Genomic DNA, 19,561 nt, shown 5'->3' on the forward strand with positions numbered 1-19,561 from the left:
TCTCGAGAGGTAAATCGCTTCATTCGTAACATAGATTATGACTCATCTAACAAGGCTGTGGGCAAATTATGAGGTAGTAGCTTCTGCAATCCATAAATACCCAACAGCGCGTTGGCATTGAAAAGGGGTGTGTCTGCTTTTCCTAGCTCCTTGCAAAGTGAGGTGAGAGTTTTTGTTGGCTTAATTCGACTTTCAATAATTTCTTTTTTGCGAGCTTTGCTCCAGTGCTTATTAGAGCAATGCCAGTCCCTCAAGGTTAACAATAAGCTTCTGAACGACTAGAGTAACCGTAATTCCGTTGATCTTCCCTTTAAATAGCGCTCCATCATGAAACTGCCAATAAATCCGGTCCTTCCGGCAATAATGATGTTTATAAAAATCCTCCGTTTTATCGAAGTTTCTCCTAACTCAGTTAAAAAACCATCGCCATTAATTATGTCTACTTTATATCTATAGGCTATGGCGGTCCATTTTGGTATCATTTTGTTCTACACAAGAGGCATTAATGGAACTTAAAAAAGAAAAAACGGTATCAGAATCCGCTATACATGATCAAACTTATAAAATTTTCCCTAATGACTTAAATGCTACGGATACGGTATTCGGGGGATTGGTAATGGCCATTTTAGATCGAACTGCATTGGTGGTCGCTGAGCGACATAGTGGTTGTACGTGTGTAACGGCTTCAGTAGATGCTTTGCATTTTTTGGCTCCGGCCACACGAGGTGATGTTTTGTCAATTCGAGCCTCACTCAATCGTGCTTGGCGTACTTCTATGGAAGTTGGGGTCAAAGTGTTAGCCGAAAACTCAAGAACGAGAGAAGTCCATCATATTTTATCAGCCTATTTTACTTTTGTGGCGGTAGACGAAAATCGCAGTCCTATCGAAGTTCCTGGTGTAATACCTGAGACAGATATTGAAAAGCGTCGTTATGAAGAAGCGGATTATCGTCGACAACATCGGCGTTCAGAAGCCGATGAACGGCGAAAACGGCGTGGGGTAGGGTAACTGTAATTAAATGGGCTCAGCAACCGATTTCGAATACGCGGTGGGGTTTGTGGTGCAGGCCCAACAGGCCTAAGCAAGCATTAGGAGAGCTTTTGGCCTTAGGGGGTTCATCTCATCGTATTGTCTGGAAAGCAAAAAAAGTAATATGGGCTACGGGAGCCACTCCCAAAACATTACCTCAATATAAAAATCGTTACAAAAATGTGACCTCAATTAATAATATTTATGATGCTATTAACCTCAAAAAAATTAGCGGCAATTTGTGAATTTGACGATACAATTGCTGTTTTTGGCTTCTCTCATTCTTCGATGATTATTATTCGTGAATTAGTAAAAATAGGTGTAGAAAAAGATTATTAATTTTTTATTTACTTTCTATATTTACTTTCTATTCGTTTTGCTGTTCGACTGAATGATTGGATTTTGTATAACAAACACCGGATTAAAAAAAGGGAGTTATTGTCCTCGTCCACGTTGTTGTTGAGATTGACTTTGTCTTTTTATGGGAACGTCTCCTATTTTTTAAGTAATAAGACTATAGCACAAAATATGTAACTTGGCCTACAAAACAATTTTTGATTAATTTTCAATAAGATAAGATATATTTCTACTTCCTAAGATCGAATAAGGAGCAAAGTTCCATCCCAGTCTGGGAGACTGTGGATTTTTTTGGATTTTCCAGGTAGATGATGAATCTGTAGTTTTCTCCATTGATAGCCAGATAGGGCTGGAATAAGTTGATTGATTCCTCCACCATTCAACCACGTAATCTCATGAGGTCGATGCAAAGTGATTAAATGCTTAGGTGCTAGATGATAATTGATTGAACCTACCCAGAGAGACAAAGGAGTATCTTCAAACCGCACGCCCGATTTCCATAATCGAATTTCGACAATAGTAGTTGCGTGGGAAAGGTGTTTAATCATAAATAAAACTGGCGGTTTGCTTCGATAAAGCCAAGGAAATAATGGTAAATGGTGCTCGGGTTTATAACTTGCGAATCGTCCTAATGTAGTTTGGACATCGGTTTTAATATGAATAATTTGCCACCCATGCTGCTCTAATGTTTGTTCGATAGTACTTAATCTGTCCACCCATTGAACGTTGAAAGGTTGGGTGGGACGTCCGAATCGGTTAAGCCGGAAAATAGGAATGTATTGTGAAGGATCTTGCCACCAATCCTCAATAGTTGTTTCTTGGATAGCCAATATAGGTGCATAACAGTGCATAAGGGTGTGGTATTTTGCTTTGTTAAAGCCAGCCCAAGGAAAGGTGATAGCAAGAATTAAAAAAATTAACCATTTTAAATTACCAAAGGCTTTGAGAGGATAGCGTCGATATGAAATGATAACACTCAACAAAATTGAAAATCCTAGAAAAAGACTCGCTAAAGCGTCTTCTAGCCAGTGTGCGCCTAGATATAAACGGGAATAGCCTATCAAAATAATTAAAATGGTTGCAAGGGTGTAAGGAATCCAGTGCCATTTTTTAGGCATCTGCTGAGAAGTTAAGAAGGCAATAAAACCCAGGACAGGAAGGCTAAGACCCATGTGTCCACTGGGAAAAGAAGAGGAGTGATCAAAAACTAAAAAGCCGGCGGGCCGTGGAGAATAAATTAAATTTTTTAAAATAAAAGTAAGACAACCTGCTATTAGGGTAAGGGCTGTTAAATGTAAGGCAGGGCGCCAAAGTTTTTTAATAAGAAGGGCAGCTATGAAGAGTAAAACGATACTAACTATTACTTTAGGATCGCCTAGAATTGTTATGATTGTGAAAAATTTATCAGCGTTGGGCAATCGCAAACTTTCTAAGAAATAAAACAAAGGTTCATTAAAGTTAGTTGCAGGCCCTAGTGTGGCGACAACAATAGCCAATACGAAAAAACAACAAAGACTTATAAATGCTAACAGTAGCATAGTTAATTGATGATGATCAGTAGGAATTCTACGGTTAGTAATAAGTCGTAATAAAAAGTGTGAAGAATGGTGAAGATATAACCATTGCCATAAACGGTCGATGGCGTCATTAACCATGGAAGTTAAGTAACTGAAAGAACGTTGGATAGCCCAAAAAACCAACCAAACTAAAACGATAATAGCTAATCCCGTTAATATAAACGTAGTGGTTACATGCCGGGACAATTGCAAGGAGACTGTGCCGATAAGCACTCCAGGTAATAAATAAGCGATTGCCCAAAGTATTGCTGAAGGAATAGCTGCAAGAAAAAACGTGGCCAGCTCATTTTCAAAAGGCCTGCAATTAATGGAACGGAACTTCTTACCGGACCCACAAAACGGCCAATTAAAATACTTTTACCACCGTGTTTTCTGAAAAAGGCTTCTCCCACCGATAACCATTGAGGATATCGTTTGAAAGGCCAGATCAGACGAAGATGTTCATTATAATGTTTTCCTACAAAAAAACCCACAGTATCCCCCGCTAACGCACCCATCGACGCCCAAAATAAAGTGGCATCTAACGAAATCATCCCTCGACCCACTAAAATACCAACGATCGACATGGTGATAGAACCGGGTATAACAGTTCCAACCAAAGGTAAGGATTCAGCGAGTGATACGAGAAAAGCAAATAACACCCCAATACAGGCGTGAGCCTGGAGGTAATGATTAATTTGCGTCAGGTAATGTTCAATCATCCGATTATTTTTTTTGCTATTTAAGAAATGAGAAATATATCCCCTTTCGCCTGTAAATCGGCATGGTACGAAGAGCGAACTAATGGGCCACTGGCGACATTCATAAATCCTAAACTTTTTGCAAGTTTGCCTAATTCACAAAATTCTTGAGGAGTAACGTAGCGATCGACACGCATGTGATAACGGGTAGGCTGTAAATATTGGCCGAGTGTTAACATGTCCACATCGTGTTTTCGTAAATCTTGCATCACTACTTCTACTTCTTCACGCGTTTCCCCAAGCCCCAACATCATGCCTGATTTAGTAGGAATTCCAGAAAAGCGCTTTTTAAATTGCTGTAATAAGGTTAAGGACCATTGATAGTCCGCGCCAGGTCGAGCTTGCTTATATAATCGAGGAGCTGTTTCAATATTGTGATTAAAAACATCCGGCAGTCCTTGTGCAAGAATGTCCAAAGCTTTTTCCATTCGTCCACGAAAATCAGGAACTAAAATTTCAATTTTAATCGTTGGGTTTTTTTCGCGTACGGCCTTAATGCATTGGACATAATGCAAAGCTCCCCCATCTCGTAGATCATCCCGGTCCACTGACGTGATAACCACATATTTTAAAGCCATGAGATTTACGGTGTTAGCCAAATTGATAGGTTCTTCAGGATCGAGAGGATCGGGACGCCCATGGCCCACATCACAAAAACTACAACGACGGGTACATTTGTCACCCATAATCATGAACGTTGCGGTACCGTGACCAAAACATTCATTTAAATTGGGACAAGAAGCCTCTTCACAGACTGTCACCAGCCGATTTTTTCGAAGTAATTTTTTCAGTTGGGTGATTTTGTTGTCGGTAGATAAACGAATACGAATCCAATCGGGTTTGCGCAGCGGCGTATCGGTAGCTTCGATTTTAATGGGAATGCGTGACAATTTTTCTTTTCCGAGAGTTTTCTGAGTTGGGTCATACTTAGACATCGGTGAAAAACTCCAGCGTTGTTTCTGTTTTGATGAGAGGATGATTATATCCGAAATTCTTTAGGAGAAGTGGAATGATTGCTTTGCGAACCGTAGGCAAATTAATATTGCTCACATAATCACGTATTTGTGTCATCATTAATCCTTTGAATCCACAAGGATTAATATAAGTAAAAGGGGTTAAATCCATTGCTACATTAAATGCTAATCCATGGTAGCTCCATCCTTTGCGCATGCGAAGACCTATGGACCCTATTTTTGCTTCTCCGACATAGACGCCAGGTGCTTCTTCCTTTCCTTGGGCGTTGATTCCTAATTGTTTTAAATAGTCAATAATGCTATTTTCAATAGCGCGCACAAAGGATCGAGTTTTAAGATTGAGACGATTAAGATCAAGCAACAGATACACCATGAGCTGTCCTGGTCCATGGTAAGTGACTTGCCCGCCTCGGTCGCATTGAATAAGTGGAATCTCATGAGTATTAAGTATATGTTCTGACTTGCCCGCCAATCCTTGCGTAAAAACAGGCAGATGTTCCAACATCCAAATTTCATCCAGGGTGGTAGGCTCTCGTTGAGAAGTAAACGTCCGCATGGCTTGCCAAACGGGTTGATAAGATATTACTTGATTGAACTGGCGAATGATAACATCCATGATGATAGTATTTTACTCAGGATAAGGTGCAAAGGCCAGATCATAAAGAGGGGAAGTGCTCCCACAAAAGAAAGATAAGCTAAGCGAACGAAGGCTTCTCTTCCCATTTGAAATATCTAGGTAAAAATACCCAGTTAATATTTTTTTGAGGATCAGTGAAAAAATAAGTAATTAACAATACCACCCAAATCAGAACCACAGTGTAAAAAAAGTACTTTTTGATTGTAACCCCAAAGAAAAACGCATCAAATCCAAATAATTGGTAAGACAATATGAAAAAGAGAAAACCCGCGAAGGAAAAGTGAATGGGCTGGATTAAACATGTAATTGGTAATTTGAAACAAACGGCGACGGGTGATTAATTGAAAAAAATCAATATTCCAGTCTAATTCCGGTATAAGAATGCCAATGATAGCCGTACTGATGAGCAGAGAGGAATTTAGCCACAAAAAAAGGGCCCCCGCCCAAGAGCGTAATAAAAAGCGATATCTGACAGCCAAAGAAAATTTTGAAGTCCATAATATCCCCAATAAACGGGGATTAAAATAACAATGAAAACTGTAAGGAGAATTTTGGTAAGCAAAAAGCAATTATCCATTCCGCTTTTTCCCTTAATTTTTTAGCTTAATTTTTAGTAGACAATGGATCTTTAAAATTTTATAGTTGGATTCTAATTAATGAAAGGATTATCCGATTAAAATGGACAATTTAAATAAAATTTTCTCTATTGATAAATTTCTTATCATTTTTTCGTTTTTATCTTTTCTATTTACAAGCTCTTCCCGCCTACGCTGGCGCTGGTTGGTTTAGTGCACCCAAAACAACAGGCATTGGCCTTTCTATTGCTATTGCTGGAAAACACAAAATGATTTACTTGATACTACGCCCCACCAACTTTAGTGAACCGCGCTATGAATCGGATCGTGACATGGATGTGGCAGGTTTATTTGGGGTATGGTTAGTGCATCAATTTTGTTTTGGATTAGCCCTGCGAGTGTCTTATTTGGATTATCCTGATTTTGAAGGCACAGTTCATCCTTTTGTAAATATCGCCCCTGATTTCGATACACTTCATTATTCTTACGAAACGAAAAGCTACTTATTGCTAGCACAAAGTCAATTTAAATGGGCACGGAATGGTGTGCAACCCTATTTTTCTGTGGGTTTGGGCATGGCCTAGAATCATCTATAGGAATATACAGAAGTACCTTCGCTAGGAAGTACACGGGCTGCTCCAATGATCCTTTTTCTAACCTAAATACTCAAAGTGCATTTGCCTATGCATTGGGAAATCGGTGTCTCTTGCCCATTCGACGACATTTAGCAGTGGTTTAGTTACGAGTACGTATCAAACTATAGCGTGTGAGGTTTTAAACCTAGTGACATTCAAAATACCAACCAAGCCCTGCAATCGGGTGTGTTTAAGTGCTCATTTTCTAACAATGAGTTTACCCTCTTTGTAAGAAGAGGGACTATGAAAAAAATCAGGACGTTATTTTTTCTTTTATCCAATTTAATAATTATTCCCTTGTTGGGAGTTCGCAAGCCTGTTTTTAACATGCTTCCAACAGAAGCATCAGTTCAGTTACTTTACCTAAAAATAACAGTCCTGTATAGCTCTCTCTCTTTGCGGTGACTAGTCATAAGCGGGGGCTTCCCCATCCCCAATGTTGGTTATGAAGCTAATTATCTTCCTCTTACATTTAATAACAACTTCATTGGACTCTGGGACAATTACATGTAACTAAAATCAAACTTTACCAAATGGTGTGGGACCTTGTGCGCTGGAAGTAAAAATACAGGCATGGAAGTAAAGAAGGCATTGATCTTCTAAGTTCAGGTTTTTGGCTTTAATCGGTCCTCCGCAACTACCCTCCACCTCCTTCCTTGGTCCCACTATTGTTTTCGGAGGAACTAATGGTGGTCTCTCTATTGGCTGAGAAAGTGCAAATCAAGTCGAGACGTTTACTAACAAAATAATGGCGGATGGATATTAGGCAGTAATATGGTTTTTAGCGTTATACGCCAGCCAAAACAGCCAACACTTATATTGCGGCTACTTGCCCCTTCCCAATCCTGATGAACCTGACGGAGATCTTTCCATTAGTACTTAATGGAGGCAAGAGCTTTATTAAACGAACCACGTGGAGACGGGTTTAGGTAATAACAGCACAAGAGGACTTGCTGTCACCCCCTATGGAAAACGTATTTATGTGGGAACTTTTGAAGGACTTTCAATTATGAAGGACTTTCAATTAGTATGAACGGTGATTAGTACGCACGGTGGGTGCCAAACTTTTGTAAATGGAACTATTGCCAATGGGTTAGGGAGGAATGTTGTTGCTGGCTTAGCAGCACTCCTAATGGTCAGCGAGTCTATGTATGTATGCAGGAGTCTCTTGAGGGAAGAAAGCACTGGTGGTCTTTCTATCAGAACAGATGGAGGACAAACTTTCACAAATCAAACCGTAGCAAACGCTAACTTGCCTACCAATAATGTCAAGTTCGTATTTATCAGTGAAGACGGCCAGCTGGTATATGTGGGGTTATACCTCGGAGAACTATAAGAACAAGTGGCGAATTACTTAGCTTTTGGTATAAAGCGTCTAGCGTTGCTTTATTTTCGGCGTGAACCGTGATGATCAAGGCTAAAAATGAACATCACGGCTTAATCGTTTTTTATAACTTTTCCATCGGTTATTTCAGGAAAATACTTTCTCACTAAAGAAAATACAGTTTTTCAAACTCTTCATTAACTAATTATACCATTTTGATAGTAAAATCGCAAGAAAATTTTATAATAGAAGATGCTAAATCGTCCTTCATGATGCTTTGCTAAAAATCCCTTCAAAGAATAAAGTTATATGATCCCACATTCGAGATAATAAACCCGCCGTAGAATATTTTTGCAGCGCAATTAAAGGGGCTGTAGCCATTAATTTTCCATTGAATGAGATATTAATGACGCCGTAGGATTGACCTTTATTTAACGGTGCTCGCAAATGCGATTCTGAAAATTGTATAGTGGCTTTTAAATTTTTGCTATTTCCTACAGGAAAGGTAACATATAAAGAATTTGCTAAACCAAAAGAGGCGTATTTTTGCTTACCGAACCAAATCCGTTTCTGAGTAACGGGAGTATTGACATCAAATAGCCGTTGAGTTTTATAAAAACGAAATCCGTAATTTAGCAATGCTTCGGAATCGTCCGCACGGTCGCTATCAGTAGGTGCTCCCAACACCACAGAAATTAAGCGCATTCCTTCCCGTTGGGTGGATGCGATTAAACAATAACCAGCCTCTTCGGTATGTCCCGTTTTTAAACCGTCTACGGAATTATCACGCCAGAGCAAGCGGTTGCGATTAGGTTGTTTAATATTATTGTAGGTTAGCCATTTCTGAGAAAAGAAATGATAATATTCAGGAAAGTCTTTAATAATAGCACGGGTTAAAAGAGCCATATCATAAGCGGTAGAGTAATGATCGGGATTGGGTAATCCTGGGGAATCTACATAATGCGAACTTTTCATTCCGAGACGCTGTGCCGTTTGATTCATCATTTGGGCAAAGGTCTGTTCTGTGCCAGCAATATACTGGGCTACGGTCACACACGCATCATTACCGGAAGCAACAATTATTCCTTGAATCAGAGAATCTACAGGTACACTTGAGCCCTCTTTTAAGAACATGCGAGAACCGCCTGTTCGCCATGCACTAACACTGACAGTCGCTTTATCGTCTAAATGTATTTGCCCACTCTTAAGCGCTTGGAAAGCTAAATAAAGCGTCATTAACTTGGTTAAGCTCGCAGGCTGGAGGCGCTGATTCATATTTTTTTGGGCAATAATTACACCAGAATTGGCGTCCATCAACACATACCCTTTTACATTTAAATTCGGGGGCGGAGGGAACAAAGAGCGAGGTGTTTCGGGTACTTGATTCCTATCAGTTTTTGCTAAAGTTAGATTTTGTTGGGTTATGCTGTTTGGGTTGCTTGCCCAAGCAGTGACTATCCCAAAAGAAAGAGACAAGCTGACTACATGAAAAAAAATTACTCTTACGCGGGAAGATAAAAACTTCATGTTCAATTTCCTGAAATAAATTTTATTAGAATTTTGATGAATCCTATCGTATCTATCGTTATAAAAAAAGGGGAGTAAAGCCCCCTTTTTTTAAGTGAACGTGCTTCACCTAAAACTTATAAGTTAAACCGACCATGGTGGTGTTTAAGTTAGATAAATAATTAGGACTGCTAATGGAGCCTTTTCCAAAAATACGAGAATAGGAAACATCAACAGCTAAATTGGAAATAAGGTTGTAACCAATACCCGCACCAACTTTGGGTCGAACAAAACCTTTAGAACTTGCTTTTAAGAAGGTTATTGGATTGTTACCAAAGTTTGCTGTTAAAGCACTATTTTTTGCGTGAACGTAAGCACCACCGCCTTCTACAAAAGCGTAAAAATTATTGAAGGGGATGGTTGCTTTTCCCATTAAGTCAAAAGCATACAAGGAAGTTTTTACAGCTCCCGTACCGGTTCCTTGAGGTAAAGGAAGATTACCTTTGAAAGTCAGAGATCGGTAAGCTGGATGGTATACGCTAAAACTGGTTTCAATACCAAAATATTGGTTGATGCTATAACTGGCACCAATACGACCCGTAAATCCACGACTTTTTTTATTATTGGTTCTTAATGTAGGTTGTATACCCAGTGGAGCTACAATTCCGGCTGGAAAACCAATAACTTTGTTAGCTTTGGAGTCAGCCCATCCGTAACTTCCTTCGCCGCGAACGTAAAAACCAGTACCATCGGAACCCGATGAATCCATCGAATCAGCTAAAGCATCGGCGCAAAGACCAAAAGTGGCAACAGCTGTTGCGCCGATTGCAAATTTTTTCAACATAATGATTATTCCTCTTTTTTACTGTCGTAATGTGATTATTCATCCAGAACCAGTGCTGGATTAAATGAAGATCCATCAGATGAAACACTAAGAGAAAGGAAATGATTAACATTTCCTTAGTGAGGTCCGATTAAGAGTGTAATCTTAATAAATAAGCTACCGACGTGTCAAATACACGTTGGAATTTTTCACTTCTGTTAATTAATAGAAAAGGACGTCCAAAAATTTTTAATAAAAATTAATAGCTTAGGATATTTGTAAGAAGCAAATCCCATTTCGTTGCGATCGATTTTAGAAAGAATGCATATGTAAACTTCTTCGAAAATTTTTCCTTTAGAGTGCATATCATGTGATCGACTGTGCTCATAGTTTAATATTTTGGCTAATAGGTGCTTCTTTGTCTAATAGTGCTTCCCCGCTTCATGACCCACTTCATGCGTGTCGCATTCAATTTGATAAGTTACTTTAAATTGGAGTAACCGTAATAACTATTTACTAATTTTTTCGCATTTTCAGAGCAAACGTTGTTTCCTTGCTTCCAAATAATCGATATAAGTAATCGATATATCGATATTATATCGATATATATTATATCGATATATTTAATGGCTTCCCTAGTTAATTTTTGATAAATTTTTGTACTTTTTTTGATGAAAGCCACATCGCTTTTTTCTGCTTTTAATAACTATAACTAATAAGATACTAACAAGATAAGGTAAAGATAAACCTTGTTGGTACTAACAACGTAAATAAAATAGTAATTATAGTTAAAAACAATCAAACTGCGATATCAAACTGCGATTAGGAAACGGTACGGCTTCAGGCAGCATGATGAGCAATGCAATGGCTAATGCTAACAATACGAGTCTGCGCATACCCGACGAAGAAGAAATAAGGACTTTCGTCCATAAAAAAATAATGATATTTTTCTCTTTATTTTAAACGAGAAAATAAATTAACTAGAAGTACGGTAGTTATCACCCAAAAAAATCGCAAGAAATTAGAGTAAATATAGTAATTGTTGAAAAAATATTAACTAGTTGGGGAGGAATATAATTAACTTTACCTAAATTAATTAAGAAATTGCATTCCAATAACGATGAATATCAAACCATTGAGAAAAAATCAGCGTATCCCATACGGATTTTTCTGACAAGCGTGTTCTGGCGCTTTAATAGTTTAGTTTGCTCTCTGTTCGCTTATGAAAAAGTCCGGCAGCAACTGTGGCTAAAACTCCCGAAATACCAATTCATTCTGCAAATAAGAAAGAAATGTAAGCGAAGATGATACTCATAATAATGGGCAATTCATTTTCAGATTCTGTTAAAAATTCCTTTACAATTAATCTTATGAAATAAGAAAACAAAAATCCAACAAGAATGCCGCCCCCCTACCCAGATCAACAACCACTAGCATATTTTCGCCAGTTTGTAATAAATCAATTGAATTTATAAACACGAATAAAAGAGCTGATTTGATAGAGCACAATACTTACCCACGTTATTGAATAAGCTCTCTACCTCTAAACTGTGGATAATATGTTTTTGTATTTTCATCTAATTGAGAATCGAAGTGGAGGCAAGAGAGATAATTTCGCTTTTATTATTTTGTATAACTTTCTAAGAAATCAACCTGGCTGCGGCGAATAAAATAGGTGATATAAAATAAGCGATAAAAATAAAGGGAATACAAGTAGGATAAAGAGGGAATACAATAGGACTAGGAGGGTGCCAATTAGGAATTCCCAGAATTAAGCCCACTAACAAACTAATGATCACTAATGATCACTAATACGAGAGCGGGTAGGGAACCATTAATTAGTTCCGCAATGGCCGTACCAATAACGATGAGAAAGAGAATGAAAGGCATTATCTCAAATGCAGCCACCTAATTATCCCTCAGGTTTTGTCTAAAGTCCTGGTCAATTTTAACGTGATTTAAGATCCGGTGGAACTTTCTTAGCTAAAATCATATAATTACCAACTTCTTTTTACAGTAGAGAATTAATCATGGGTATTGAACGAACTTTGTCAATTATTAAGCCGGATGCGGTTGCAAAGAATGTTATTGGTGAAATTTATATGCGTTTTAAGAAGGTCAACCTTAAAATTATTGCAGCGAAAATGCAACATCTGAGTGAGGAACAGGCAAAAGCGTTCTACGCTGTTCATAAAGAACGTCCCTTTTATAAGGATTTAGTCAAATTCATGACCCAGGGCCCCGTCATGATCCAAGTGCTTGAAGGCGAAAATGCGATTGCTAAGAACCGCGAGCTCATGGGAGCCACTAATCCTAAAGAAGCGGTACCTGGAACGATCCGAGCTGACTTTGCAGATTCTATTGATGCCAATGCCGTGCATGGTTCCGACGGCCCAAAGACAGCGAAAGAAGAGATTTCCTTTTTTTCGAGCCGGAAGAAATTTTTTCGAGTAGTTAAATGATTAATTTTATATCAACCTATCAAGATCGTATTAATCATCAACTGGAAAATTTATTACCGGATCGCGCGCAATCGCCTGAACGTCTCCATCAGGCGATGCATTATGCCGTTATGTCAGGAGGGAAGCGTTTACGTCCCTTATTGGTTTATGCAACAGGTCTTTCTTTTGAAGCTGAGCCAAAGCGAATGGATAGCGCAGCTTGTGCTATTGAACTTATTCATTGTTATTCATTGGTTCATGACGATTTGCCGGCAATGGACAACGATGATTACCGGCGAGGAAAGCCCACTTGTCATAGAGCTTTTGATGAGGCAACGGCTATATTAGTAGGCGATGCTTTGCAGTCGTTGGCCTTTGAAATATTAGCTCGAGAAGACAGTACTCGTTTAGTAGCCATTTTAGCGCGTGCTTCAGGTTCTTTAGGTATGGCTGGCGGCCAACAACTCGATTTAGGTGGTAAAGGTAATGAGTTTGTTTATCAATTAAAAACAGGTGCCTTATTTGGTGCGGCTATTGAACTAGGTGCGCTTTGCGCCAACTGCACGAATGAAATCGTACTTCCAAAATTGCGTGAACTGGGTACAACTATTGGATTAATTTTTCAATGGCAAGATGATTTGGATGATCAAATTGAAATGGATACAAAAACGCAAAATTTTATTGGCGAACGTATTGATTTATTATTTAACAAAACAGAGCAATTAGTAGGAACTTTAAGTGGCAATACAACTTTTATTAATTTGATAATTAATTCTTTATCTCAAAATCATCGACAAAAAGGTGCTTAAGCGGTATGAGTGGATGATACTTGGCGAAGCTCTTTCTCAGCCAGTTTTTTTAGGTGCGTGTGGACTTTTTCCAAAAGGACCAATGTCTTTGTGTTTTAATTGTTTCTTTTTTATTAATTCTTCCAATATAACCGCTATTTTACTTCTTTTTTCGCACATTAGCATTTGTCGTTGCTCGCGAACAATTGCTAATTTTTCTGATATTTTACTTTTTTCAAAACTAGTTTTATGCCTCTTTTTTCTGTAATGAGGATAGCCTTTGATTAAGGAAAACTGCCGAAGTAATACTGTCCGCAATAATGTTAAGAGTTTTTTTACGCTCTCATTGATGAGTAGCTGCTTGCCAAAAAGCGAGTTCCAACGGTACGTGAGGACAGTGAGGGTAGAAATAATCTTTAATCACTTTATTTTTAATTTCAGGATGATCTTTTTTAAAGATCAATAAAACCACCCAAGGAATTGGACCACGCTCCGTCGAGAATTTCATTACAAGTGAGTTTTGCATCAAGGTAATTGTGTTGCCATATTTGTTTATGTAATCGTCTAAAATCTCGCAAGAGTTTCTTCGAATATGGAGTTGTTGTTTGTTGTGCCTTGGAAATTTTAATTTCGTTAACTAGATTAGACCATCTTTGTGGAAGGGCAACACCATGCTGTATCAGTAAGCTGGGCTTGCAAATCATTTAATATAATTTCCTGATTTTCTCCTTTTCGAATTCGATGCATAGCCATTCGATGTATAGCCATATGTACGTCATCTAATTTCGCTTTTAAAGTTCGATATCGTTTGTTATTCATTTTGCAGGATTTTTCAAATGCATATGCAGGAGTACTGTAGATGTTTTTTCTATTTCTGCCTATTGCTCTTGAGGCAGTATTTTGTTTAGATCTTCCCATTTTTGTCTTGCTATTAAGAGTAGAAGCTTCGAAGCATTTTTATGCTGCTTTATTTTTTCGTAATAGTAAAGAATAGTAAAGATTTAATTTTATGCGTATCATATTCACCTTCTTTACCTTCGTCAGCTTCTTTACGTTCATCATTATAAGAGGCTTGCGATTTAATTTTACAATAATTTTTCTGTAAAAAGCATTAATTCATAAATCATCTCGAGATGGGCTTCTTCATCGCCCGCTATTTTACTTGCAATGAGATAAAACCGTATTTTTTTCTCTGTCTATTTATTTCTAAGGGTGGGTTAGGCCTTGATTGTTTTTTCGGGTTAATAGTTCTTTTAATGTTCGTTTTGCAAACGAAAAAAAGCTTGGAAAGATTCTATTTGTCCATTAATTACTGATAAATGAAAGGACTATTACCCATGTCTGGATCAGTAAATTCAGTAGAAATTCATTTGCTTTTAGATGGTCAAGAGGAGATTCATTTTTCTTATTTTTAATATCCAGTCGAGCACCATTAATCAAAAACAAATAAATTGCCTGCTGGTTTCCTGCTTCAAGCGCATAATGTAACGGTGTGTTTCCCTGACTAAACCGATCGAGGTGCCAGTCGGTTGTATTTACATCGATTTGATAAGAAGCGAGACACTTTCTTCTTCGGGAATTAAAAAGGTAGTTTTCTTTTAGATAACTTTTTCCCTTCTTCTGAAGGGATGGCTTCTTCTGGTGGAGAAGATGGTGACTCTGTGGATGTTAATAAAATCTCTGAACTGTCACCTTCTGTGTTATTTGGTGATTGGCTAACTTCCGTTGCCATTACCATCAGTGTCCAGTAGCGTAGAGGGCATGTATATCGTCAGGAGAAGGCTGTATTCTTAATACGCCGCTTACCGATTTTACTCGATTTAGTGTTCGATTTCTTAATCGAATAGCAGCCTGAGCAAGAAGCCTGTCGATTGGGTTGAGAATACTTTGTTCCCTATCGAACTCTCTTTGGCGAGTTTGGCAAAATACTTGAATTTGTTGAATGAAATTACCTTCGTTGTTTAGATTGTTGTTACAATCCCTGTTAAAGTTGTCAAGAAACTTTCTCCAATAAAAACGGTGCATATCTTTCATTTCAATTTTGGGTAAATTGGGTTGGAAAGAAGGATGTAACCCAAAGGCGTTCCGAATAGCCTGAATTTAAGGAATATAGCATTTTTCATCATTTCTTAAAGGAAGTATGTCTGCTTCAATAGTATTTCGAATAACTTGAATAGCTTCGTTTAGATTTTTCTTTTGAGTTTGTTCATCAAACTTTGCTTGAGTTTGAGAATTAAGAAAGAGAATAACGAAATTAAAAAATTCTGTATGGGCCATTGAAATTCTTAGCTGATAATTAAGGTGGGTAATTTCGCGCGTCATATCTATATCAGATGGGACCTAACTCTGGAATTAACAGTAATTTGAATGTTTCTAAATATTTACGGATTAGAGAACGAGCAATTTGGGAACATTAGTAATTTTATCGAGTGTTGGGCGCATAAAAGACATAAAAATATCTTTATGTTAAATGTAATTTGTGCTTGGTAGTTGTGCGGTTTAAAATGTAGACTTGGTAGATGAATTTAGATGTTCTCTATAGACTATATTATAGTCCTAACTATAAAATACATTAGCTAAAAATATAAAAAATATCGAATTGAAATTTAACCTTAATTTAATTTTTTTTAGTTTTTCTTGCTTGAAAAATCTGCAATAATCGAAGTTTTTCATTCAAATATTTTACAAATATTTTGGGATTGGGCCCTACTTTTTAGCGGGCTAGAAGCGATTATTAGCCGGTCCTCGATTGAGAGATCGGAAGTAGCCTTAACAAAGAGAATTAGATAAATTTGCCTATTTAATTTCTATTAAAATTTATGAAAGAAAAGATAAATCTTTTGGATTTAAACGAGAAAGTGCTTAGGAAGTTTGTAATCTCTTGTGGTCAGCCACCTTATTGTACGACCCAGCTTTTGCAATGGATCCATCAGTGGGCGGTAGTGGATTTTCTTTGATGACAGACCTTAGTAAATCGTTCCGACACTAATTAACTAAGAAGGCTGTAGTTAAAAGGCTGTGTAGTTAAGATGCTAGAATTGGGGTTGGATCATGTATTCCAGGATGGAACCCATAAATGGTTATTTTTCTTATCGGATAATAAAAAATAGAAACTGTGTTTATTACTGACCGTAATTGAGGGACTTTATGTGTGTCTTCCCAGATAGGATGCGTGTTGAATTGTAGCTTTTGCGTCACGGAAAAAGAAGGATTTAATTGTAACCTCATATTGGCTGAAATTATTGGGCAAGTTTGAGTAAGAGGAGCTACTCAGCTCTTAAAAAAATCTTCTTACAAGATTACTAATGTGGTCATGATGAGGATGGGAGAGCACTTATTAAATTACGATCCCGTTGTGGCAGCCATATATTTGATGATGCATGATCACGCCTATGGCTTATCTTAAGGTATCGAATAACCCTTAGTACATCGAGATTGTCCATGTAATGCAGTGTCTTTGTCGAGAAAGACCTGTAGCTTTGATTGTTTTCTCTCCATGCTCCCAACAACGAATTGCGAGATATTTTCTTTCCACTTAATAAAAAGTTTATAAAAAGTTTTAATTTTCCCTTGGAGGAATCAATTCCCCTCTATCAGGATTATTATCCACGAGTGAGCAAGCGTTGCGTCATATTCGAATATGTAATGATTGATGCAGTTAATGACAGCCTTGTCGAAGCGCAGTAGCTGATGCGGTTCTTGGTAGATGTGTGACCTGTATAAAGTAAATTTAATTCCCTTTAATTCTTTTGGAGAAACTGTTTATCGCTGCTCAACGGAAGCAGCTATTACGACTTTTTTCACAAAAGGTTGATGGAATCTGGATTTAATTCGTGTTCGACAAATGCGTGGGAATAACATTGCAGGCGCTTGTGGTCAATTAGCTAGACAATTTCAAGATCGCACAGGGCGTCATCAACGCTAGCTGAGAACGGGGGCATATTGTTCCTACAAAAAAGAAGCATCCGGTACGTAATCCATTGGAAATTTCAATACGAACAAGAATGATGTGCTTCTAGAAAGTCATCAACTCAGTTATAATGCAAATTAACTATTACCACCAGGAATGCTGCCCAATGACGGAAAGTGTAATTGAAGATATGGAAGTTCATACTGAATTATCTAACAGCGTTATTAAAACGCCCGGAATCTTATTGCGTGAGGCTCGTCAAGCTAAAAACCTCAAGTATGAGGACGTAGCGAAACAAATGCATTTGAGCGTTCAGTGGGTAAAAAACCTGGAAAAGGATAACTATTCCCAAGCGCCTGCTTTAATTTATGTGCGGGGTTATTTGCGTGCATATGCTCGTTGTGTTGGACTTATCCCAGAAGAAGTTATAGCTGCATTCGACGCCTTAGCTTTAAACGAGGAGTTTGAGCGAATTAAAGCGCGAGAAGAAAAACCAGTGAAACATCAAGCCGTTCCCGTAATCTCGCGTTCGACTCGAATGATTAGTCGCAAGACGATTCGTTGGATCACTTTTCTTGCTTTGGCTATTTTGATTATATTGGTCGGTGTTTGGTGGCAGGGGAAGAAACACTTTATGGTTCAAATTCAATCGGTTATGGCACCGAGCCAAGAATTACCATTGAAAGAAACGACGAAGGAATCAACTCTACCTGCAACACTAACAACGAAAAATAAGATTATTTTTTCAGGAACGGATCATTGACAGAAACCATCAAAGCGATTCGGGGAATGAGAGATGTCCTCCCCGATGAGACACCTTATTGGTCTTTCCTTGAGGAAATATTTCGAACCATTATCACTTCTTACGGCTATCGGGAAATCCGCTTTCCTGTGGTAGAGAAAACTGCTTTATTTAAACGCACGATCGGCGAAGCTACAGATATTGTGGAAAAAGAAATGTATACCTTTTTAGATCGCAATGGAGAAAGCCTCACGTTGCGCCCCGAAGGAACGACTAGTTGCGTTCGAGCAGGTATTCAGAATAGTCTTTTTTACAATCAAATCCAACGATTATGGTATATAGGCCCCATGTTTCGTTATGAGCGGCCTCAAAAAGGACGCTATCGTCAATTTTACCAAGTTGGCGTGGAAACATATGGGATAGAGAATCCTGCTATTGATGCCGAATTAATTTTAATAGGCCGTCGCTTCTGGAAAATGCTTGGTTTAGAGAAATACATTACTTTAGAATTGAACACCTTGGGCACACTGAATTGCCGACTCCATTATCGGGAAAGACTGGTTAATTATTTAGAGTCGCGAAAAACAGAATTGGATGAAGATAGTCAACGACGTCTAATGATCAATCCCTTACGGATTTTGGATAGTAAAAATCCTGTCCTACAACCTATTATCATGGAAGCGCCAAAACTTCTGGATTATTTGGATGATGAATCTCGTCGTCATTGGGATCAATTACAAGCCCTCTTAGAGCAAGAGGGCTTGTCTTATATTGTTAATCCCAACTTAGTTAGAGGGCTTGACTACTACACTCACACTATTTTTGAATGGGTAACAGGTCAGTTAGGTGCTCAGGCGACTGTCTGTGCAGGAGGACGCTATGATGATCTCATTGAACAAATGGGTGATCGCTCAACACCAGCGGCTGGATTTGCTGCCGGTTTGGAACGGGTCGTCTTACTGTTGCAGGCGACGCGGGAATGCGTTATTCATTCAGATATTTATCTCATGGCTAATGGAGAGCTGGCAGTGAAACGGGGATTGATGGTAGCAGAACATCTCCGCGATGCATTACCCAGCTTGGTTATTGAGATGCATCTCAGCGGAGGTGGTTTTAAACGTCAATTTAGACTTGCGGATAAAAGCGGTGCAAAATGGGCACTGGTTATTGGTGAAGAAGAAATGAAAACGAATACGGTAACCCTTAAACCTTTATGTGAGGCATTACCACAACAACACCTCAAAGATAATGAGGTAATAGCTTATTTGCGTGAAAAAATTTACATGAAAAAACAACTTAACTATCCTTCTTTTCCATTGATTAGAGAGCAGTGAGGGAATGATAAAATGACAGAATATCTTTCCGATAAAGAACAAATTGAAATGATTAAACAGTGATGGCGCGATTACGGTCGGTATATTGCTATTGCTATCATGATCGGACTTTTAATCGGTTTTGGTTGGTGGTATTGGCATCGCTTCCATATTGAGAAAACAGAATGA

19 protein-coding genes and 3 pseudogenes are annotated in these 19,561 nt (G+C 38.3%); 9 read left to right on the forward strand and 13 right to left on the reverse strand.

What is annotated here, in order from left to right; genetic code table 11:
- Positions 1-35: 35 nt before the first annotated feature.
- Positions 36-254 carry a hypothetical protein gene (locus MRH55_RS04210; RefSeq protein WP_304985040.1) on the reverse strand — a complete coding sequence of 73 codons (219 nt, stop codon included), beginning with the start codon at positions 252-254 and terminating at the stop codon, positions 36-38.
- Positions 255-278: 24 nt separating this feature from the next.
- Positions 279-482: a hypothetical protein gene (locus tag MRH55_RS04215; RefSeq protein WP_304985041.1), complete on the reverse strand. Its 204-nt coding sequence runs from the start codon at positions 480-482 to the stop codon at positions 279-281.
- A 23-nt stretch (positions 483-505) separates the two neighbouring features.
- On the opposite strand from MRH55_RS04215, the gene MRH55_RS04220 reads away from it, so the two are divergent.
- The gene (locus MRH55_RS04220; RefSeq protein ID WP_304985042.1) at positions 506-1,009 is read left to right on the forward strand and encodes an acyl-CoA thioesterase; all 504 of its coding nucleotides are present in this window, start codon (positions 506-508) and stop codon (positions 1,007-1,009) included.
- Positions 1,010-1,234: 225 nt separating this feature from the next.
- Positions 1,235-1,369, forward strand: a complete 135-nt coding sequence (locus tag MRH55_RS04225) for a hypothetical protein (RefSeq protein WP_304985043.1) — start codon at positions 1,235-1,237, stop codon at positions 1,367-1,369.
- 254 nt (positions 1,370-1,623) lie between these two features.
- Here the strand turns inward: MRH55_RS04225 and MRH55_RS04230 are convergent, their stop codons facing one another.
- Genes MRH55_RS04230 through lipB form a run of 4 tightly spaced genes read right to left on the reverse strand, consistent with a single transcriptional unit; the run spans position 1,624 to position 5,294 of the window.
- Positions 1,624-3,156: an LssY C-terminal domain-containing protein gene (locus MRH55_RS04230; protein WP_304985044.1), complete on the reverse strand. Its 1,533-nt coding sequence runs from the start codon at positions 3,154-3,156 to the stop codon at positions 1,624-1,626.
- Entirely contained in the window at positions 3,135-3,665 is a 531-nt protein-coding gene (locus MRH55_RS04235) for a DedA family protein (RefSeq protein ID WP_304985045.1), read from the reverse strand. The genes MRH55_RS04230 and MRH55_RS04235 overlap by 22 nt, the downstream gene beginning before the upstream one ends.
- A gap of 20 nt (positions 3,666-3,685) precedes the next feature.
- Positions 3,686-4,639, reverse strand: coding sequence for a lipoyl synthase (gene lipA / locus MRH55_RS04240; RefSeq protein WP_304985046.1), 954 nt, complete (start codon positions 4,637-4,639; stop codon positions 3,686-3,688).
- On the reverse strand, positions 4,632-5,294 hold the full coding sequence (gene lipB / locus MRH55_RS04245) for a lipoyl(octanoyl) transferase LipB (RefSeq protein WP_439647871.1): 663 nt from the start codon (positions 5,292-5,294) through the stop codon (positions 4,632-4,634). Before lipB ends, lipA begins: the two co-directional genes overlap by 8 nt.
- 727 nt (positions 5,295-6,021) lie before the next feature.
- On the opposite strand from lipB, the gene MRH55_RS04250 reads away from it, so the two are divergent.
- On the forward strand, positions 6,022-6,474 hold the full coding sequence (locus tag MRH55_RS04250) for a hypothetical protein (RefSeq protein ID WP_304985047.1): 453 nt from the start codon (positions 6,022-6,024) through the stop codon (positions 6,472-6,474).
- Positions 6,475-7,808: 1,334 nt separating this feature from the next.
- Here MRH55_RS04250 and MRH55_RS07780 read toward each other — a convergent pair.
- The 3 genes and pseudogenes from MRH55_RS07780 to MRH55_RS04260 all read right to left on the reverse strand — a co-directional run bounded on the left by MRH55_RS07780 (position 7,809) and on the right by MRH55_RS04260 (position 10,199).
- Positions 7,809-7,940 (reverse strand): hypothetical protein, encoded by a 132-nt coding sequence (locus MRH55_RS07780; protein ID WP_369420982.1) that lies wholly within the window; start codon positions 7,938-7,940, stop codon positions 7,809-7,811.
- Between the two features lie 176 nt (positions 7,941-8,116).
- Positions 8,117-9,271: pseudogene (locus MRH55_RS04255) on the reverse strand (D-alanyl-D-alanine carboxypeptidase family protein); the annotation flags it as partial.
- A 214-nt stretch (positions 9,272-9,485) separates the two neighbouring features.
- Positions 9,486-10,199 (reverse strand): outer membrane protein, encoded by a 714-nt coding sequence (locus MRH55_RS04260; RefSeq protein WP_304985049.1) that lies wholly within the window; start codon positions 10,197-10,199, stop codon positions 9,486-9,488.
- A 2,009-nt stretch (positions 10,200-12,208) separates the two neighbouring features.
- On the opposite strand from MRH55_RS04260, the pseudogene ndk reads away from it, so the two are divergent.
- A pseudogene (gene ndk, locus MRH55_RS04265) lies at positions 12,209-12,636 on the forward strand (nucleoside-diphosphate kinase).
- Positions 12,637-13,428, forward strand: a complete 792-nt coding sequence (locus tag MRH55_RS04270) for a polyprenyl synthetase family protein (protein ID WP_304985051.1) — start codon at positions 12,637-12,639, stop codon at positions 13,426-13,428.
- Positions 13,429-13,750: 322 nt separating this feature from the next.
- On the opposite strand, the gene MRH55_RS04275 is transcribed toward MRH55_RS04270, so the two are convergent.
- From MRH55_RS04275 to MRH55_RS07785, 3 genes are all read right to left on the reverse strand, one after another.
- The gene (locus tag MRH55_RS04275) at positions 13,751-13,933 is read right to left on the reverse strand and encodes a hypothetical protein (protein ID WP_304985052.1); all 183 of its coding nucleotides are present in this window, start codon (positions 13,931-13,933) and stop codon (positions 13,751-13,753) included.
- A 116-nt stretch (positions 13,934-14,049) separates the two neighbouring features.
- On the reverse strand, positions 14,050-14,226 hold the full coding sequence (locus tag MRH55_RS04280) for a hypothetical protein (RefSeq protein WP_304985053.1): 177 nt from the start codon (positions 14,224-14,226) through the stop codon (positions 14,050-14,052).
- 486 nt (positions 14,227-14,712) lie between these two features.
- Complete coding sequence (locus tag MRH55_RS07785) at positions 14,713-14,952, reverse strand: hypothetical protein (protein ID WP_369421523.1); 240 nt, start codon at positions 14,950-14,952, stop codon at positions 14,713-14,715.
- A gap of 83 nt (positions 14,953-15,035) precedes the next feature.
- Between MRH55_RS07785 and MRH55_RS04285 the strand changes: the two genes are divergently transcribed.
- Positions 15,036-15,158 carry a hypothetical protein gene (locus tag MRH55_RS04285; protein ID WP_304985054.1) on the forward strand — a complete coding sequence of 41 codons (123 nt, stop codon included), beginning with the start codon at positions 15,036-15,038 and terminating at the stop codon, positions 15,156-15,158.
- Between the two features lie 349 nt (positions 15,159-15,507).
- Here the strand turns inward: MRH55_RS04285 and MRH55_RS04290 are convergent, their stop codons facing one another.
- A complete protein-coding gene (locus MRH55_RS04290) occupies positions 15,508-15,684 on the reverse strand; it encodes a hypothetical protein (RefSeq protein WP_304985055.1) in 177 nt (58 codons plus the stop codon).
- 542 nt (positions 15,685-16,226) lie between these two features.
- Between MRH55_RS04290 and rlmN the strand changes: the two are divergent.
- The 3 genes and pseudogenes from rlmN to hisS all read left to right on the forward strand — a co-directional run bounded on the left by rlmN (position 16,227) and on the right by hisS (position 19,393).
- Positions 16,227-17,332: pseudogene (rlmN, locus tag MRH55_RS04295) on the forward strand (dual-specificity RNA methyltransferase RlmN).
- Positions 17,333-17,483: 151 nt separating this feature from the next.
- Positions 17,484-18,080: a helix-turn-helix domain-containing protein gene (locus MRH55_RS04300; RefSeq protein WP_304985056.1), complete on the forward strand. Its 597-nt coding sequence runs from the start codon at positions 17,484-17,486 to the stop codon at positions 18,078-18,080.
- Positions 18,077-19,393 (forward strand): histidine--tRNA ligase, encoded by a 1,317-nt coding sequence (gene hisS, locus MRH55_RS04305; protein ID WP_304985057.1) that lies wholly within the window; start codon positions 18,077-18,079, stop codon positions 19,391-19,393. The genes MRH55_RS04300 and hisS overlap by 4 nt, the downstream gene beginning before the upstream one ends.
- Positions 19,394-19,561 lie beyond the last annotated feature (168 nt).

The sequence above is a fragment of the Coxiella-like endosymbiont genome, assembly GCF_030643785.1.
Classification (GTDB): domain Bacteria; phylum Pseudomonadota; class Gammaproteobacteria; order Coxiellales; family Coxiellaceae; genus Coxiella.